This is a genomic window from Bradyrhizobium guangxiense, from assembly GCF_004114915.1.
GTDB lineage: Bacteria > Pseudomonadota > Alphaproteobacteria > Rhizobiales > Xanthobacteraceae > Bradyrhizobium > Bradyrhizobium guangxiense.
Window position 1 is genome coordinate 3615830 of the sequence record NZ_CP022219.1, and the last position, 15651, is coordinate 3631480.

Here is a 15651-nt window from a genome sequence, read left to right on the forward strand (position 1 = left end):
GTAACTGTACCGGCTGCCGTCCTGTCCGGTCGGGACAAAGCGGGCTTCTCCGTGCGCATTGCGGCCGCATTGGTTTCACCGAACGGCCACATCGGAATCAGATGCCAACCAGATTTGGTCGATAGGCTTCGCCGTTCCTCAAACCGGAAAGGCATGACCATGCGCAGCTTCACGGCATCCGTCATCGTTGCGGCTCTCTCCCTGGGCACACCGGCCCTCGTGCAGGCGCAGGGCACCTCGTCACAGCCCGGCTCGGAACAGCCGTCCACACAGTCCAGCACGGTGATCCGGAGCATCCAAGTTGTGGACGTCAAGGAATTGCAGCCCGCCGTTCGCGCGAAGGTCGATGAACTCGTGGCGCAAACGAGCGACAAGGACATCCAATCGCTTCGGCAGTCCATCGACGCCACGCCGCAGGCCGCCTCCGTGCTCAAGGCCAAGGGCTTGAGCTCGTCACAAGTCGTCGCGATCAACATCGCCGACGGCGTCCTGACGATGTTCACCAAGACGGCCTGACACCAGACCGGCGTTTCGAGGCCTCGCAGCGGGCGGCGAGCACCGTCGTCGCCGCCCCGGCCGGACCTGAAGATCCGCGCGACGAAGCAGGATTGCCCTGCAGCGCGCCTGCTGCAGTCCGCTCGTATCCGGCATGAAAACCCGGCTTGACCCGCGAATTGGAGCCAGCTCGCGGCGCGCTCGGCTCTTGCTTCGGCACCCGCCGGGGCGCTAAAGAGGCGCACTTGAAGGCGCATTTGGGCGGTTAGCTCAGCTGGTTAGAGCATCTCGTTTACACCGAGAGGGTCCGCGGTTCGAATCCGTGACCGCCCACCAGCCTTCGCCTGCTTCGCAGGCTACGGCTTTGCAAGCCAGCCGTGGCGCTCATGGCGCGAAGCTGGCGAAGGCTGCCACGCCGAAGCCGTTTGGCGAAGGCGCGCTTTTCGCGTCGAGCTTCGGCCCCGCAATCTCAGCCTTCAATCCTGCGGTCGCCCTGGCAGCAGCGGGACCGCGTCGATCCAGACTGCTGCGGACTGGCACCAGATCTGCCGCACCGGCCTCAGCGCATCGCGCTGGCGGATCGAGCCCCAACGGATGCCCCAATCGTCGGCCTGGTCGCCCTCGCCGCTGGTGAACAGCGGCGAACCGCAGTCGCCGCAGAAATGCTGGAAGCGCATCCGGCCGTTGTCGCCGCGCTTGCCGTAGACCTTGGGCGCGCCGGCGGTGAGCTTGACGTCGGCGCTGGTACAGATGGCTGTCACGCGGAATGGCGAGCCGGTCAGCGTCTGGCAATCGGTGCAGTGACAGACCGAGACCGTCTCCGGGTCGATGTCGGCCTCGAAGGTGATCTTGCCGCAATGGCACTGTCCGTCGATGTGCATTGCCTCCTCCCCTTGCCCAAACAAAAACGGCGCCCGAAGGCGCCGTTTTATCATCTTTCGCTGAAACCTAGTGAGCGGTCAGGCCGCCGGCGGCTTCATCGCCGTCCGGCTTCACCGTCACCTTGGTGTCCTCCTCCCAGACGATCGGCGTCGGCTTCTTCACCAGCGCCTTGGCGATGACGTCGTCGAGACGGGAGACCGGGATGATCTCCATACCGCCCTTGATCGCATCGGAAATCTCCGTGAGATCCTTGGCGTTGTCCTCGGGGATCAGCACCGTCTTGATGCCGCCGCGGGCCGCAGCCAGCAGCTTCTCCTTGAGGCCGCCGATCGGCAGCACGCGGCCGCGCAGCGTGATCTCGCCGGTCATCGCGACATCGTGGCGGACCGGGATGCCGGTCATGACCGAGATGATCGCGGTGGCCATGGCGACGCCCGCGGACGGACCATCCTTCGGCGTCGCGCCTTCGGGCACGTGCACGTGGATGTCGCGGCGGTCGAACATCGGCGGCTCGATGCCGTAGTTGATCGCGCGCGAGCGGACGTAGGACGCCGCCGCCGAGATCGACTCCTTCATCACGTCACGCAGATTGCCCGTGACCGTCATCTTGCCCTTGCCGGGCATCATGACGCCTTCGATGGTCAGCAGCTCGCCGCCGACATCGGTCCAGGCAAGGCCGGTGACGATGCCGACCTGCGGCTCGCTCTCGATCTCGCCGAAGCGGTACTTCGGCACGCCGAGCAGCTCTTCCAGAGTCTTCTCGGTGACCTTGACCGCCTTCTTCTTGGAGATCATCAGCTCCTTCACCGCCTTGCGGGCGAGTGTGGAGAGCTCACGCTCCAGATTACGCACGCCCGCTTCGCGTGTGTAGCGGCGGATCAACAGCAGCAGCGCGTCGTCGTCGATCGAGAACTCCTTGGAGTCCAGGCCGTGCTTGGACACCGCGTTCGGGATCAGATGCTTGCGCGAGATCTCGACCTTCTCGTTCTCGGTGTAGCCCGCGATCCGGATGATCTCCATGCGATCCATCAGCGGGCCCGGAATATTGAGCGTATTCGCGGTCGTGATGAACATCACGTTGGACAGATCGTAGTCGACCTCGAGATAGTGGTCGTTGAAGGTCCCGTTCTGCTCGGGGTCCAGCACCTCGAGCAGCGCCGAGGACGGATCGCCGCGGAAGTCGGCGCCCATCTTGTCGATCTCGTCCAGCAGGAACAGCGGATTGGACGACTTGGCCTTGCGCATCGACTGGATGATCTTGCCGGGCATCGAGCCGATATAGGTGCGGCGGTGACCGCGGATCTCGGCCTCGTCGCGCACGCCGCCGAGCGACACGCGCACGAACTCGCGGCCCGTAGCCTTCGCGATCGACTTGCCGAGCGAGGTCTTGCCGACGCCGGGAGGCCCGACCAGGCACAGGATCGGTCCCGTCAGCTTGTTCGCGCGCGACTGCACGGCGAGATACTCGACGATGCGTTCCTTGACCTTTTCAAGCCCATAGTGATCGGAGTCCAGGATGGCTTGCGCCTGCTCCAGATCCTTCTTCACCTTGGACTTCTTGTTCCACGGGATCGACAGCAGCCAATCCAGATAGTTGCGCACGACGGTCGCTTCCGCAGACATCGGCGACATCTGGCGCAGCTTCTTCAATTCATGCTGCGCCTTCTCGCGCGCTTCCTTGGAGAGCTTGGTCTTGGAGATCTTCTCTTCGAGATCGGCGAGCTCGTCGCGACCATCGTCGTCCCCGAGTTCCTTCTGGATCGCCTTCATCTGCTCGTTGAGATAATACTCGCGCTGGGTCTTCTCCATCTGGCGCTTGACGCGCGAGCGAATGCGCTTCTCGACCTGCAGCACCGAGATCTCGCTCTCCATCAGGCCCAGCACCTTCTCGAGGCGCGTGGTGACGGACAGCGTCTCCAGGATGCCCTGGCGATCGGCGATCTTGACCGCAAGATGCGAGGCAACGGTGTCGGCGAGCTTGGCGAAATCGGTGATCGCCTGCACGACGCCGACGACCTCGGCCGAGATCTTCTTGTTGAGCTTCACATAGCTCTCGAAGTCGGACACGACCGAGCGCGCCAGAGCTTCCGCCTCGACCGACTTCGCATCGGTGTCGGCGAGCGCGACGGCGGTCGCTTCATAGTAGTCGGCGCGATCGGTGTACTTCGCCACGCGCGCACGCTCGAGCCCTTCGACCAGCACCTTCACGGTGCCGTCAGGGAGCTTCAAAAGCTGCAGCACGCTGGCAAGCGTACCGGTCTCGTAAATGGCATCGGGCGCCGGATCATCGTCGGACGCGTTCTTCTGCGTCGCGAGCATGATCAGCGCATCGTTCTTCATCACCTCTTCCAGCGCGCGGATCGACTTCTCGCGGCCGACGAAGAGCGGAACGATCATGTGCGGGAAGACTACGATGTCGCGCAGCGGCAGCACTGGATAGGCGTGCGTTTCGCCATGGACGATGGTTGGCCGGGGTTTCGGATTAGTCATGGCCTTTTCCTTTTGCTTTGCCCCCTTGCACGCAGCCCGCCATGCTCATGCGCAACCGCCACAAGGTGCCGAGGTGATCCGCAAGACCGGTCGGTCCTTTGCAAGTTGGACCGGCTCGCCGGATCGGAACTGAGGCGAATCTGGAAGAGAATTTTCGCTCGCCGCCGACATTAGGTGGCTATCGACCGGGGGGGTGTCAAGTCATTGAAAAACGCGCGCCATCAGGCGCTTACGCAACGCGACAAGCGACGCAACACCGGCTGCGGAGATGAACTTCCGCAGCCCACTTTGAGGAGACAATTGGAGCGTTCCAGCGCCGCAAATCAGGCGCTGGCGTTCTCGACGGCGCGATCGGACCGATCGGCGTAGATGTAGAGCGGACGCGCCGTTCCTTCCACGACTTCGCGGGAAATAACGACTTCTTCCACACCTTCCAGGCCCGGCAGGTCGAACATGGTCTCGAGCAGGATCGCCTCGAGGATCGAACGCAGGCCGCGCGCGCCGGTCTTGCGCTCGATCGCCTTGCGGGCGACCGCGCCAAGCGCCTCGTCGGCGAAGGTCAGCTCGATGTTCTCCATCTCGAACAGCCGCTGGTACTGTTTCACCAGTGCGTTCTTCGGCTCGGTGAGGATCTTCTTCAGCGAGTTCTCGTCCAAATCCTCGAGCGTCGCCACGACCGGCAGACGGCCGACGAATTCCGGGATGAGGCCGTACTTCAGGAGGTCCTCAGGCTCGACGTGACGGAAGATCTCGCCGGTACGGCGATCCTCCGGCGCCATCACCTGGGCCGCGAAACCGATCGAGGTCGACCGGCCGCGCGCCGAAATGATCTTCTCAAGGCCCGCGAACGCACCACCGCAGATGAACAGGATGTTGGTGGTATCCACCTGCAGGAACTCCTGCTGCGGATGCTTGCGGCCGCCCTGCGGCGGGACCGAAGCCACCGTGCCTTCCATGATCTTGAGCAGCGCCTGCTGCACGCCCTCACCCGACACGTCGCGCGTGATCGAGGGATTGTCGGACTTGCGGCTGATCTTGTCGATTTCGTCGATGTAGACAATGCCGCGCTGGGCGCGCTCGACATTGTAGTCGGCGGCCTGGAGCAGCTTCAGGATGATGTTCTCGACGTCCTCGCCGACATAGCCGGCCTCGGTCAGCGTCGTCGCATCGGCCATGGTGAATGGCACGTCCAGGATGCGGGCGAGCGTCTGCGCGAGCAGCGTCTTGCCCGAGCCGGTCGGACCGATCAGCAGGATGTTCGACTTGGCGAGCTCGACGTCGTTGTGCTTGGTCTGGTGGTTGAGGCGCTTGTAGTGGTTGTGCACCGCGACCGACAGGACCTTCTTCGCATGGCTCTGACCGATCACGTAGTCGTCCAGGACCTTGCAGATTTCCTTCGGCGTCGGAATGCCGTCGCGCGACTTGACCAGCGAGGACTTGTTCTCCTCGCGGATGATGTCCATGCAGAGCTCGACGCACTCGTCGCAGATGAAGACCGTGGGACCCGCGATCAGTTTGCGGACTTCGTGCTGGCTCTTGCCGCAGAACGAGCAATATAGCGTGTTCTTGGAGTCGCTCGTGCCGACCTTACTCATTCATGTCTCCGTCCGCGGTTCGATCCCGTTCCGCTCGATCGCTCCATTCCGACACGATGGTCGGCATGAAGCTTAAGTAGAGCAAATTCTGTACCAAAAAAGACCCTACGCCTTACATCCCGTGCGAATCACGGTCACTCGATTCTCCGCGATCATAGCCGATCAATCGTAGCCAACCATGCTGTCACCCGACTATCAAGAATTCGCTAATCGGGGGTCGCCGGCTACCCGTGACAATACCGTGATTTCCGGCCTTGGCACGGGCGAAGTGACCGAAATCACGACGGCGTTGCTGGATTGCCACGAAAAACAAGCACGAAAGCGGAACTTTCTGCTTGCCGCAGGGCGCAAAACTGGCGTTTTGCAAGCGCGCACGCGTCCATAGCGTGAACACAACCTGAATGGGGCAACGGACGATCCCAAGGGGACCATGGGATCGTCGTCACACTCCAGTAGTGTTACGGGGCCTTCGCCGGCGCGGCTTCCTCGGCGCGCTTATCGATGACCTTGTCGACCAGGCCGAACTCCTTGGCGTCGTTCGCGGTCAGGAACTTGTCGCGTTCCAACGCATCCTCGATCGACTTGTAGGTCTGACCGGTGTGCTTCACGTAGATCTCGTTGAGCCGCTTCTTCAGGTTCAGGATTTCCTGAGCGTGCAGCATGATGTCGGTGGCCTGGCCCTGGAAGCCGCCGGATGGCTGGTGCACCATGATGCGCGCGTTCGGCAGCGAGAAGCGCATGTCCTTCTCGCCGGCGGCGAGCAGCAGCGAGCCCATCGAGGCGGCCTGTCCCGTGCACAGCGTCGAAACCGGCGGGCGGATGAACTGCATGGTGTCGTAGATCGCAAGGCCCGACGTCACCACGCCGCCCGGCGAGTTGATGTACATCGAGATCTCCTTCTTCGGATTTTCCGCCTCAAGGAACAACAGCTGCGCGACGATCAGCGTCGACATGCCGTCCTCGACCGGACCGGTCACGAAGATGATGCGCTCCTTCAGGAGGCGCGAGAAAATGTCGTAGGCGCGCTCGCCACGGTTGGTCTGCTCGACCACCATGGGCACGAGGTTCATGTAGGTTTCAACCGGATCGCGCATGAGTCACCTAGGGTTTCGGAGACGGACATCGCCGGGCAGGCTTGCCAGTTGGCTGGATTTGCCGGAAGGCGAATGGACGTCCTGTGATGCAGGAACTTGGGTAAGAAGCAGAAGGCGTAGCGACAGATATAGCCCAATTCGCTTCTGACAAGTGCGGAGCGCATTAAGGCTTAATCCGTCGGGCAGTTGAAGCTGATTCGCACAAAGAGGCCCAGCCGGCCATCTGGCTAGCTGGGCCTCTTCGCGGATCATCCTTAATAGATGGCTGCCCCCCGATCCCAATCCTCGCTCGAAAGCGCTCTGGCGGCCTCAGGCTGCGGTCTTTTCCGCCTCGTCGTCCTTGTAGAGGTCCTCGCGCGAGACCTTCTTCTCGGTCACGTTGGCAAGCTCGAGGATGAAGTCGACGACCTTGTCCTCATAGATCGGGGCCCGAAGCTGGGCCAACGCCTGGGCGTTGTTGCGGTAATAATCCCAGACCTCCTTTTCGCGGCCGGGCATCGAGCGCGCACGCTCGATCACGGCGCGGCCGACCTCGTCGTCGGTCACGGTGATCTTGTTCTTCTCGCCGATCTCGGAGAGCACGAGGCCGAGGCGCACGCGGCGGTCGGCGATCTTGCGGTACTCTTCCTTGGCTTTGTCCTCAGTGGTGTCCTCGTCGGCAAAGGTCTTACCGGCGGAGTCCATTTCGGCCTTGACCGAGTTCCACATCAGATTGAACTCCTCGTCGACCAGCGACGGCGGCGCCTCGAAGCGATGCGCTTCGTCGAGACGGTCAAGCAGCGCGCGCTTGACGCGCTGGCGCGTCGCAGTGGCGAACTCGGCGGACAGACGCTCGCGCGCGGCTTCCTTCAGCTTATCCAGGGATTCCAGACCGAGCGTCTTGGCGAACTCGTCATCGATCGCAAGATCCTGCGGCGCCTCGATCCGCGTTGCAGTGGTCTCGAACTCGGCGGGCTGGCCGGCGAGCTTGTCGTTCATGTAGTTCTTGGGGAACGACACTTTCAGCGTGCGGGTCTCATTGGCGCCGATGCCGATCAGCTGCTCCTCGAACCCCGGAATAAAGGTGTTGGAGCCGATCACGACCTGGATGCCTTCGCCGGTGCCGCCCTCGAAGACTTCGCCGTTGATGCTGCCCTTGAAGTTGATGGTGACGCGGTCGCCGGAGGCGGCCTTCTCGCCATCCGCCTTCGCCGCGTAGCCGCGGTTGGAATCAGCGATGCGCTTGATCGCCTCGTCGACGTCGGCGTCGGCGACTTCGGCGACAGGCTTCTCGACCTGGAACGACTTGAAGTCGGCGAGCGCGATCGCCGGCACCACTTCGATCGCGACCGTGTAGGTCAGATCGGTCTTGCCGCTCAGCAGCTCCTCGACCTCGGCCTGCTCGCTCGGCATGGTGATCTTCGGCTCGGTCGCAAGGCGGAAACCGCGCTCGGAGAACAGCTGCGTGTTGGTGTCGCGGATGGTCTGGTCGATGGTCTCGGCCATCACCGAGCGGCCATAGACCTTCTTCAGGTGCGAGACCGGCACCTTGCCGGGGCGGAAGCCGTTGATGCGAACCTTGTCCTTGAGGTCAACGAGCTTGGCACCGGCCTTGGCGTCGAGATCAGACGCGGGAACGCTGATCTTGAACTCGTGCTTCAAACCTTCCGAGAGGGTCTCTGTGACCTGCATGGCGTCCAATCTTCTTTTCGTTCGGTCCCGGCGCGCATGCGTCGGGACGCTGTCGTTAATCGATCCGGCGCGAGGCAAACGCCTCACCGCCGGTGGTTCATCGAACCGGCTTCATGCGGACAAAATCCGCGCAGAAGCGGTCCTCGTAATCCGTGCAAACGCGATAAGCGCTTGGTGCGGGCGGAGGGACTCGAACCCCCACAACTTTCGTCACTGGAACCTAAATCCAGCGCGTCTACCAGTTCCGCCACGCCCGCGTGAAGTTGCATCTAGACCGGCCGCGATGCCGCGGGCGGCCGGGCTTATAGCATGTGCCTGACTGTTCGCAGCAAAAAAATGGCCTGATGGAGGCAGGCTTCAAGTAGGCACGGCGGCTGGACTTATCCAGCGTGGCGTGGTCGGGATCGTGACATGAAACCGCGGATCTTTGACCCTCATCGGCGCGAGGTTCTGGCTGGGCTTGGAGCGTCGGCGGTCGGGCTGATCGCGGGCGGCGCAGGCCCGCTCGTGACCGCCCAGCTCGCTCTTCAGGCCAGAGCAGCAACGCTGGCCCTCAAGCCCGCTCAGCCGGCTATACCAATCTGGGAGCTGGCCGCCGTAAGCCATCTCAAGGACGTCCGTCTCAAGCGTGGCGACCGCTGTGAGATGGTGTTTCGGAACGACCTCCCTGTCCCGCTTGCGCCAGTCTGGTACGGGCTGAATGGCGCGGTCCCGGCCGCCCCGCTGCGGGGGCGCGCGCCCGCCCCGCCAAGCGCGGTCGAAACCTCAATTATTTCAATACCTCACGCTGGAACCCTGCTGGCCGACTTCCGCCTGTTCGAGGACGGCCTGAAGCAGCCCGCGCGCCCGCTCCCGATCATTGCGGCTGAGACCGGCCCTGAAGTCGTCGACCATGACGAGGTGCTGTTGATCGAGGAATGGCGTCTGCGGCCGGATGGCACCGCGGTCCCGCCGGGCCAGGACCCGACGGGCACGACCCCGCTCTATACCGTCAACGGGCAGACTTCATTCGAACTCTCAGCCTTAGGCCATCAGCGGCTGCGGCTGCGCTTCATCAATGGCTCCCAACGCACTGTTCTGGCGATCAAATTGGAGGGCCATGACGTTCAGGTGATGGCCCTTGACGGCCAGCCCGCCGAGCCGTTCCCGGCGCGCAACGGGGCGCTGGTGCTGGCCCCCGGCGCACGGGCCGACGCCGTTGTGGATGCGGCCACATCGGCCGCATTCCTGCTGCATGACGGCAAGGAGGCCCGCCAGGTGGGCGGCCTGAAGATGTCAGGCCAGCTGGAGCGGCGCGCACCGCTCGCGCCGCCGCAGCCACTCCCCCCGAACGACCTGCCCGAGAAGCTCGATCTGAAAGGTGCCCTGCGGTTCGATGTCGCGCTCGGCGCGCCTGATTCCGGCTGGGCGCGGCCTGCAAGCTTTTCCACGGCGTCTGCCCCCGCCTTCCGCGCCAAACCCGGCCGCACCGTCGTGCTCGCCCTGAAGAACCTCGGCCCCATCGCGACCGTGTTCCACCTGCACGGTCATCCGTTCCGCCTGCTCGACAAGCTCGACGACGGCTGGAAGCCGTACTGGCTCCACACGCTCGCAATCGAACCCGGCCAGACCCAGCGCATCGCCTTCGCCGCGACCGCACCCGGACGATGGCTGATCGAATCCGTCGTGACCGACTGGGCCGCGCCGCGGCTGGTGCGCTGGTACGCGGTGGAGTGAGCTATGCACGCGCTCGGCTTCGTCGCGTGGGCAAAGGCGTTCTTCGCGCAGTGCCCACCATTTTCCTTATGCCGGCAAACATGGTGCGCACGCTTGGCTTTGCCACCTACTGGGCCGGAACGCAGTCAAGCGACTTATTGGCCCGGCCGCCTCCAACAGTAGCGGGCATCGGGCTCCCGCTCCTCATTCCGTGCCCCATCGGTTTCCTCGATCAGCTTGAACCCGCGCGCCTCATAGAAGCGCCGCGCCGCCGCATTGCGCTGGAAGGTCCAGAGCTCCAGCCGATCGCTGGCGCCTTTGGCGATGTCGAGGAGCTCGCTGCCGACGCCGCGGCCTTGCGCGACCGGCAGCACGTAGAGCTGCTCGCCCCAGCCGTCGCGAAACGCGATGATCCCGCAAAGCTCATCGCCGTCGAAACGGCCCCACACGCGGCGCGTCGGAAAGACACGCTCACGATAGAACCAGCGGTCCTCGTCCGGTGTGTGCAGCCCGGCGAGCCACGGCATCGCCTGGTCAAACGCCATCCGATGGACGCCCGCGGCCATGTCCATGTCGGCGAGCGCGAGCTGCCTCAGCACTAGTATTCCACCCCGAGCACATCATAGATGCGCCGATGCACGGCCGGCAGGGTCTCGGTGAGATCCTCCGCGATGAGGCCCGGCCCGGCTTCGCTTGCCGCCTCGCCATGCATCCACACGCCGATGCAGGCGGCTTCGAACGACGGCACGCCCTGCGCCAGCAGGCCTGCGATGATGCCGGACAGCACATCGCCGGCGCCGGCGGTGGCCAGCCAGGGCGGCGCGTTGACGGCGATGGTGGCGCGGCCGTCGGGCGCGGCGATGGTGGTATCCGGCCCCTTCAGGAGCACGACGGCTCCGCAACGCTCGGCGGCGGCACGCACGCGCTCGAGCTTGGAGCGGCCGGGGTGCTTGTTGCTGAGGTCGGAGAACAGGCGCGGAAACTCGCCCTCGTGCGGCGTCAGCACGACTGCATTGTCCTGTGACGACTTGATCGATTCGAACAGCCGCTCGGGCTTTGCGGCAAAGCTGGTCAGCGCATCCGCATCCAGCACCAGATGCCGCTGCGCCGACAGCGCGGCGTGAACGAAGTCGCAGGTGCGTTCACCGACACCAGCGCCGGGGCCGATCATGCAGGTGTTGTAGCGCTTGTCGCCGAGCAGGTCGCCGAACTCGATCGCGGTGTCGACGGCGCGCACCATCACCGCAGTCAGTGCGCTCGCATTGATCGCGAGCGCATCGCGTGGGCTCGCCAATGTCACAAGACCCGCACCGGCGCGCAGCGCGCCGCGTGCGGCGAGCCGCGCAGCACCGGTCGCCGCTGCATCGCCGGAGACCGCCAGCACGTGGCCGCGCGCATATTTGTGGCCGTCGATGCGCGGCACCGGGAAGGCGGCGCCCCAGACATCCGGATCGTTCTCGAAGGTCTGCGGCGCGATCTCGTCCAGCACCTGCGGGTCGATGCCGATGTCGGCGACGCGCACGCGGCCGCAATGCATCCGGCCCGGCAGCAGCAAATGTGCCGGCTTCTTGCGAAAGAAGGTGACGGTCTCGGCAGCATTCACGGCCGCGCCCATCACCGCCGCGCTGGTGCCGTTGATGCCGCTCGGCAGGTCGACCGCGAGCACTAGCGCGCCATTGGCGTTGATCGCCTCGATCATCTCCCGTGCCTCGCCATCGACGGGGCGGCTGAGGCCCGCGCCGAACAGCGCATCGATGATCAGCGCAGGTCTTCCGATCGCCTGCGGATTGAACGGCAGCACCGGGTGCTTCCAGCCGCGCGCGGCGGACGCCGCATCGCCCTGCAGCTGCTCGCGCTCGCACATCAGGATCACCGAGCCCTCCCGCCCCTGGGCGGCGAGCTCGGCGGCTGCGACAAAACCGTCGCCACCATTGTTGCCGGGGCCAGCCACGATCAGGATCGGCCCCTCCTCCACCAGCGCCTGGGCGGCCTCGGCGACCGCCTGGCCCGCGCTCAGCATCAGCTTGAAGCCGGGCGTGCCGGCCGCGATGGTGAGCTGGTCCGCCCGCTGCATTTCGGCGTTGGTCAGAACTTCCATGCCATTTCCCTAGTACAATCGCCTTTTCAACAGGCATCTTCAGCGTCGGCGCGGCGCGCGGAACAACGATCTGCATATATATTGAACCGTTTGCCTATTTCGTAGTCTTCGGTATTTTGTGCAGGCCGGCGCCGCCGTCAGAGATGCTCGTTAAAAGGCTGATAACGCTCCGATAATCAGGGCATTTGCAACTTGGCATAGACCCTGCTTTCGAGGAAGCCGCTTCGGTTCGTCGTGCTCACTGGCGTTTATCAGGGTGTCGCCGGCCGTTGTCGCCGGACAGGTCAGGACTCCCGGCATAGCGAAGACAAGATCGTGCGTGAAGAAAAGCGCATCCTGACGAAGACGTTACTATTTGATCGAAAGGCCGGGAGGCGCGCAGTGAAGAAAATCGAAGCCATCATCAAGCCATTCAAGCTCGACGAGGTGAAGGAAGCGCTTCAGGAAGTCGGCCTTCAGGGCATCACCGTCACCGAGGCCAAGGGCTTTGGTCGGCAGAAGGGTCACGCCGAGCTCTACCGCGGCGCCGAATACATCGTCGACTTCCTGCCCAAGGTGAAGATCGAGATCGTGATCGGCGACGATCTGGTCGAACGTGCCATCGACGCGATCCGCCGCGCCGCGCAAACCGGGCGTATCGGCGACGGTAAGATCTTCGTCTCCAACATCGAAGAGGCGATCCGCATCCGAACCGGCGAATCCGGGCTGGACGCTATCTGAGCCGGGTGCTATCCCGCATTTTGCGACACTCCGACTAGAAATAAGGCTGCTTCGGCGGCCTGATTTCGTTTGTGCGGTCGCGCAAAACTCGCCCGAGCGAGAATAATTTTGCTCATCTAGAAACTGACCCGCAGAGCCAAAAGGGGTATGCATGAAGACCGCCAAAGACGTCCTGAAATCGATCAAGGACAACGACGTCAAGTACGTCGACCTGCGCTTCACCGATCCGCGCGGCAAGTGGCAGCATGTGACGTTCGACGTCAGCATGATCGATGAAGACATCTTCGCCGAAGGGACGATGTTCGACGGCTCCTCGATCGCCGGCTGGAAGGCGATCAACGAGTCCGACATGTGCCTGATGCCCGACCCGGTCACCGCGACGATCGACCCGTTCTTCGCCGAGACCACCATGGTCATCACCTGCGACGTGCTCGAGCCGACCACCGGCGAGCCCTACAACCGCGACCCCCGCGGCATCGCCAAGAAGGCCGAGGCCATGGTGAAGTCGATGGGCGTGGGCGACAGCGTGTTCGTCGGCCCCGAAGCCGAGTTCTTCGTGTTCGACGACGTGCGCTATTCGTCCGACCCCTACAAGACCGGTTTCCGCCTCGATTCCTCCGAGCTGCCAACCAATTCCGACACCGAATATGAGGGCGGCAATCTCGGCCACCGCATCCGCACCAAGGGCGGCTACTTCCCGGTTCCGCCGCAGGATTCGGTGCAGGACATGCGCTCGGAGATGCTCGGCGCCATGGCCAAGATGGGCGTCAAGGTCGAGAAGCACCATCACGAGGTCGCGTCCGCCCAGCACGAGCTCGGCATGAAGTTCGACACGCTGACGCTGATGGCCGACCACATGCAGATCTACAAGTACTGCATCCACCAGGTCGCCCACATCTACGGCAAGACCGCCACCTTCATGCCGAAGCCGGTCTATGGCGACAACGGCTCGGGCATGCACGTGCACCAGTCGATCTGGAAGGACGGCAAGCCGGTGTTCGCCGGCAACAAGTACGCCGACCTCTCGGAGACCTGCCTCCACTATATCGGCGGCATCATCAAGCACGCCAAGGCGATCAACGCCTTCACCAACCCGTCGACCAACTCCTACAAGCGTCTGGTCCCGGGCTATGAGGCTCCCGTGCTGCTCGCCTACTCCGCGCGCAACCGCTCCGCCTCCTGCCGCATCCCCTACACCGCTTCGCCGAAGGCCAAGCGCGTCGAGGTGCGCTTCCCCGATCCGATGGCCAACCCCTATCTCGGCTTCGCCGCGATGCTGATGGCCGGCCTCGACGGCATCAAGAACAAGATCGATCCGGGTCCGGCGATGGACAAGGACCTCTACGACCTGCCGAAGGAAGAGCTGAAGCAGATCCCGACGGTGTGCGGTTCGCTCCGCGAGGCGCTCGAGAACCTCGACAAGGACCGCGGCTTCCTCAAGGCCGGCGGCGTGTTCGACGACGACTTCATCGACGCCTACATCGAGCTGAAGATGACCGAAGTCGCCCGCTTCGAGATGACCCCGCACCCGGTCGAGTTCGAGATGTACTATTCGGGCTAAAGCATGATCCGGAAAAGTGCGAAGCGGTTTTCCGGAAAGATCATGCGCAAACAACAACATAAAGCGCGATGACGTTTCATCTAAATCTCATCGCGCTTTAGGCGGCCTGAACCGTCGCAACAAAACAAAAGGCGCTTCCGATGGAAGCGCCTTTTCGTTTTGGCAGGCCGGCCGCTACCACGTCGCCGTAAAAGCCTTCTGCAGCTCGGCCGGCGCCGTCACGCCGCCCGCGATCAGCAATTGGGTGAGCACGCGCGCCTTCTGCGGATTGAGGTCCTCGGACACCACGAAACCGTTCTTGTCGTCGTCGACCTCGACGTTGCGCGTCACGAAGCCGGACCGGACCCGCGTCGAGCGCACGACCATGATGCCCTTCTTCGCGGCCGCTTCGAGCGCATCGAGCGCAGTCTTCGAGGTATTGCCGTCGCCGACGCCGGCCAGCACGATGCCCTTGGCACCGTGCGAAATGGCGTCCTCGATCGGAACGGCGTCCATGTTGGCGTGCGAGTAGACGATCTCGACGCGCGGCAATTGCTCGCCCGCCGGGAGCGGATAGGTCGCACGCTTGAACCCGGGAGCCTGCGCCATGAAACGAATGCCCCCGGCGGTGTCGACATAGCCGACAGGCCCGTCATTGGCGGAACTGAACGTCTCGATGCTGGTGGTGTTGGTCTTGGTGACGGAGCGCGCGCCTTGAATCTTGTCGTTCAGCACGGCCATCACGCCGCGCCCGCGCGAGCGCGGATCGGCCGCGACCTGCACGGCTTCGTAGAGATTGCCGGGACCGTCGGCGCTGACCGCCGTCGCCGGCCGCATCGAGCCGACGATCACCACTGGCTTGTCGCCGCGCACCACGTTGTCGAGAAAGAACGCGGTCTCTTCGAGCGTGTCGGTGCCGTGGGTGATGACGACCCCGTCGGCCTCGTTCTTGTCGAAGGCCTCCTGGACACGGCGGGCCAGCGCAAACCAGACCTTGTCGTTCATGTCCTGTGACCCAATCGACGAGATCTGCTCAGCGCTCAGCTTCGCCAGCTTGTCCAGTCCCGGCACCGACTGCATCAACTGCTCGCCCGTGATCTGGCCGGACTTGTAGGCGCCGGTCGCACGCGCGTCGGCCTGGCCCGCGATAGTGCCGCCGGTCGCAAGCACGAGAACGCGCGGCAGATTGGCGGGGGAGGCATCCTTGCCCGGCTCTGCAGCCTGCGCCGAGACGCCGATGCTGCCGGACCAGAGCGCGAAAGACATCAATGGAATGGCAAGTCTCGAGACCCGGCCGGGCCGGTGACGTGCTGATCTGACGGCGTCGCTGATCATCGAATATCCTCCTGCTGTCCCGGGCAAGCTATTCGA

13 protein-coding genes and 2 tRNA genes are annotated in these 15651 nt (G+C 63.7%); 6 read left to right on the plus strand and 9 right to left on the minus strand.

Features of this window, described 5'->3' with window-relative positions:
* Window positions 1-159 precede the first annotated feature (159 nt).
* On the plus strand, window positions 160-516 hold the full coding sequence (locus X268_RS17090) for a hypothetical protein (RefSeq protein WP_245477530.1): 357 nt from the start codon (window positions 160-162) through the stop codon (window positions 514-516).
* A 238-nt stretch (window positions 517-754) separates the two neighbouring features.
* Window positions 755-831, plus strand: a tRNA-Val gene (locus tag X268_RS17095).
* Window positions 832-971: 140 nt separating this feature from the next.
* On the opposite strand, the gene X268_RS17100 is transcribed toward X268_RS17095, so the two are convergent.
* The 3 genes from X268_RS17100 to clpX form a co-directional block, all read right to left on the minus strand.
* The gene (locus tag X268_RS17100; RefSeq protein WP_128926027.1) at window positions 972-1376 is read right to left on the minus strand and encodes a GFA family protein; all 405 of its coding nucleotides are present in this window, start codon (window positions 1374-1376) and stop codon (window positions 972-974) included.
* 67 nt (window positions 1377-1443) lie between these two features.
* Window positions 1444-3867: an endopeptidase La gene (gene lon, locus X268_RS17105; protein ID WP_128926028.1), complete on the minus strand. Its 2424-nt coding sequence runs from the start codon at window positions 3865-3867 to the stop codon at window positions 1444-1446.
* A gap of 323 nt (window positions 3868-4190) precedes the next feature.
* Window positions 4191-5462: an ATP-dependent Clp protease ATP-binding subunit ClpX gene (gene clpX, locus X268_RS17110; protein WP_128926029.1), complete on the minus strand. Its 1272-nt coding sequence runs from the start codon at window positions 5460-5462 to the stop codon at window positions 4191-4193.
* A gap of 178 nt (window positions 5463-5640) precedes the next feature.
* On the opposite strand from clpX, the gene X268_RS17115 reads away from it, so the two are divergent.
* Window positions 5641-5847, plus strand: a complete 207-nt coding sequence (locus X268_RS17115; protein ID WP_128926030.1) for a hypothetical protein — start codon at window positions 5641-5643, stop codon at window positions 5845-5847.
* 73 nt (window positions 5848-5920) lie between these two features.
* On the opposite strand, the gene X268_RS17120 is transcribed toward X268_RS17115, so the two are convergent.
* From X268_RS17120 to X268_RS17130, 3 genes are all read right to left on the minus strand, one after another.
* Window positions 5921-6556 carry an ATP-dependent Clp protease proteolytic subunit gene (locus X268_RS17120; protein WP_128926031.1) on the minus strand — a complete coding sequence of 212 codons (636 nt, stop codon included), beginning with the start codon at window positions 6554-6556 and terminating at the stop codon, window positions 5921-5923.
* Between the two features lie 309 nt (window positions 6557-6865).
* Window positions 6866-8227: a trigger factor gene (gene tig, locus X268_RS17125; protein ID WP_128926032.1), complete on the minus strand. Its 1362-nt coding sequence runs from the start codon at window positions 8225-8227 to the stop codon at window positions 6866-6868.
* A gap of 172 nt (window positions 8228-8399) precedes the next feature.
* Window positions 8400-8484: transfer RNA gene (locus tag X268_RS17130), tRNA-Leu, on the minus strand.
* A gap of 154 nt (window positions 8485-8638) precedes the next feature.
* Here X268_RS17130 and X268_RS17135 point away from each other — a divergent pair.
* Window positions 8639-9943: a multicopper oxidase domain-containing protein gene (locus tag X268_RS17135; RefSeq protein WP_128926033.1), complete on the plus strand. Its 1305-nt coding sequence runs from the start codon at window positions 8639-8641 to the stop codon at window positions 9941-9943.
* Window positions 9944-10077: 134 nt separating this feature from the next.
* Here the strand turns inward: X268_RS17135 and X268_RS17140 are convergent, their stop codons facing one another.
* Window positions 10078-10521, minus strand: coding sequence for a GNAT family N-acetyltransferase (locus tag X268_RS17140; protein WP_128926034.1), 444 nt, complete (start codon window positions 10519-10521; stop codon window positions 10078-10080).
* The gene (locus tag X268_RS17145) at window positions 10521-12020 is read right to left on the minus strand and encodes an NAD(P)H-hydrate dehydratase (protein ID WP_128926035.1); all 1500 of its coding nucleotides are present in this window, start codon (window positions 12018-12020) and stop codon (window positions 10521-10523) included. The genes X268_RS17140 and X268_RS17145 overlap by 1 nt, the downstream gene beginning before the upstream one ends.
* A 381-nt stretch (window positions 12021-12401) precedes the next feature.
* Between X268_RS17145 and X268_RS17150 the strand changes: the two genes are divergently transcribed.
* Both X268_RS17150 and glnA read left to right on the plus strand, forming a co-directional pair.
* Window positions 12402-12740 carry a P-II family nitrogen regulator gene (locus tag X268_RS17150; protein ID WP_007603495.1) on the plus strand — a complete coding sequence of 113 codons (339 nt, stop codon included), beginning with the start codon at window positions 12402-12404 and terminating at the stop codon, window positions 12738-12740.
* A 151-nt stretch (window positions 12741-12891) separates the two neighbouring features.
* Window positions 12892-14301 carry a type I glutamate--ammonia ligase gene (glnA, locus tag X268_RS17155; protein ID WP_128926036.1) on the plus strand — a complete coding sequence of 470 codons (1410 nt, stop codon included), beginning with the start codon at window positions 12892-12894 and terminating at the stop codon, window positions 14299-14301.
* Window positions 14302-14475: 174 nt separating this feature from the next.
* Here glnA and X268_RS17160 read toward each other — a convergent pair whose 3' ends face one another.
* A complete protein-coding gene (locus X268_RS17160; RefSeq protein ID WP_128926037.1) occupies window positions 14476-15615 on the minus strand; it encodes an asparaginase in 1140 nt (379 codons plus the stop codon).
* Window positions 15616-15651 lie beyond the last annotated feature (36 nt).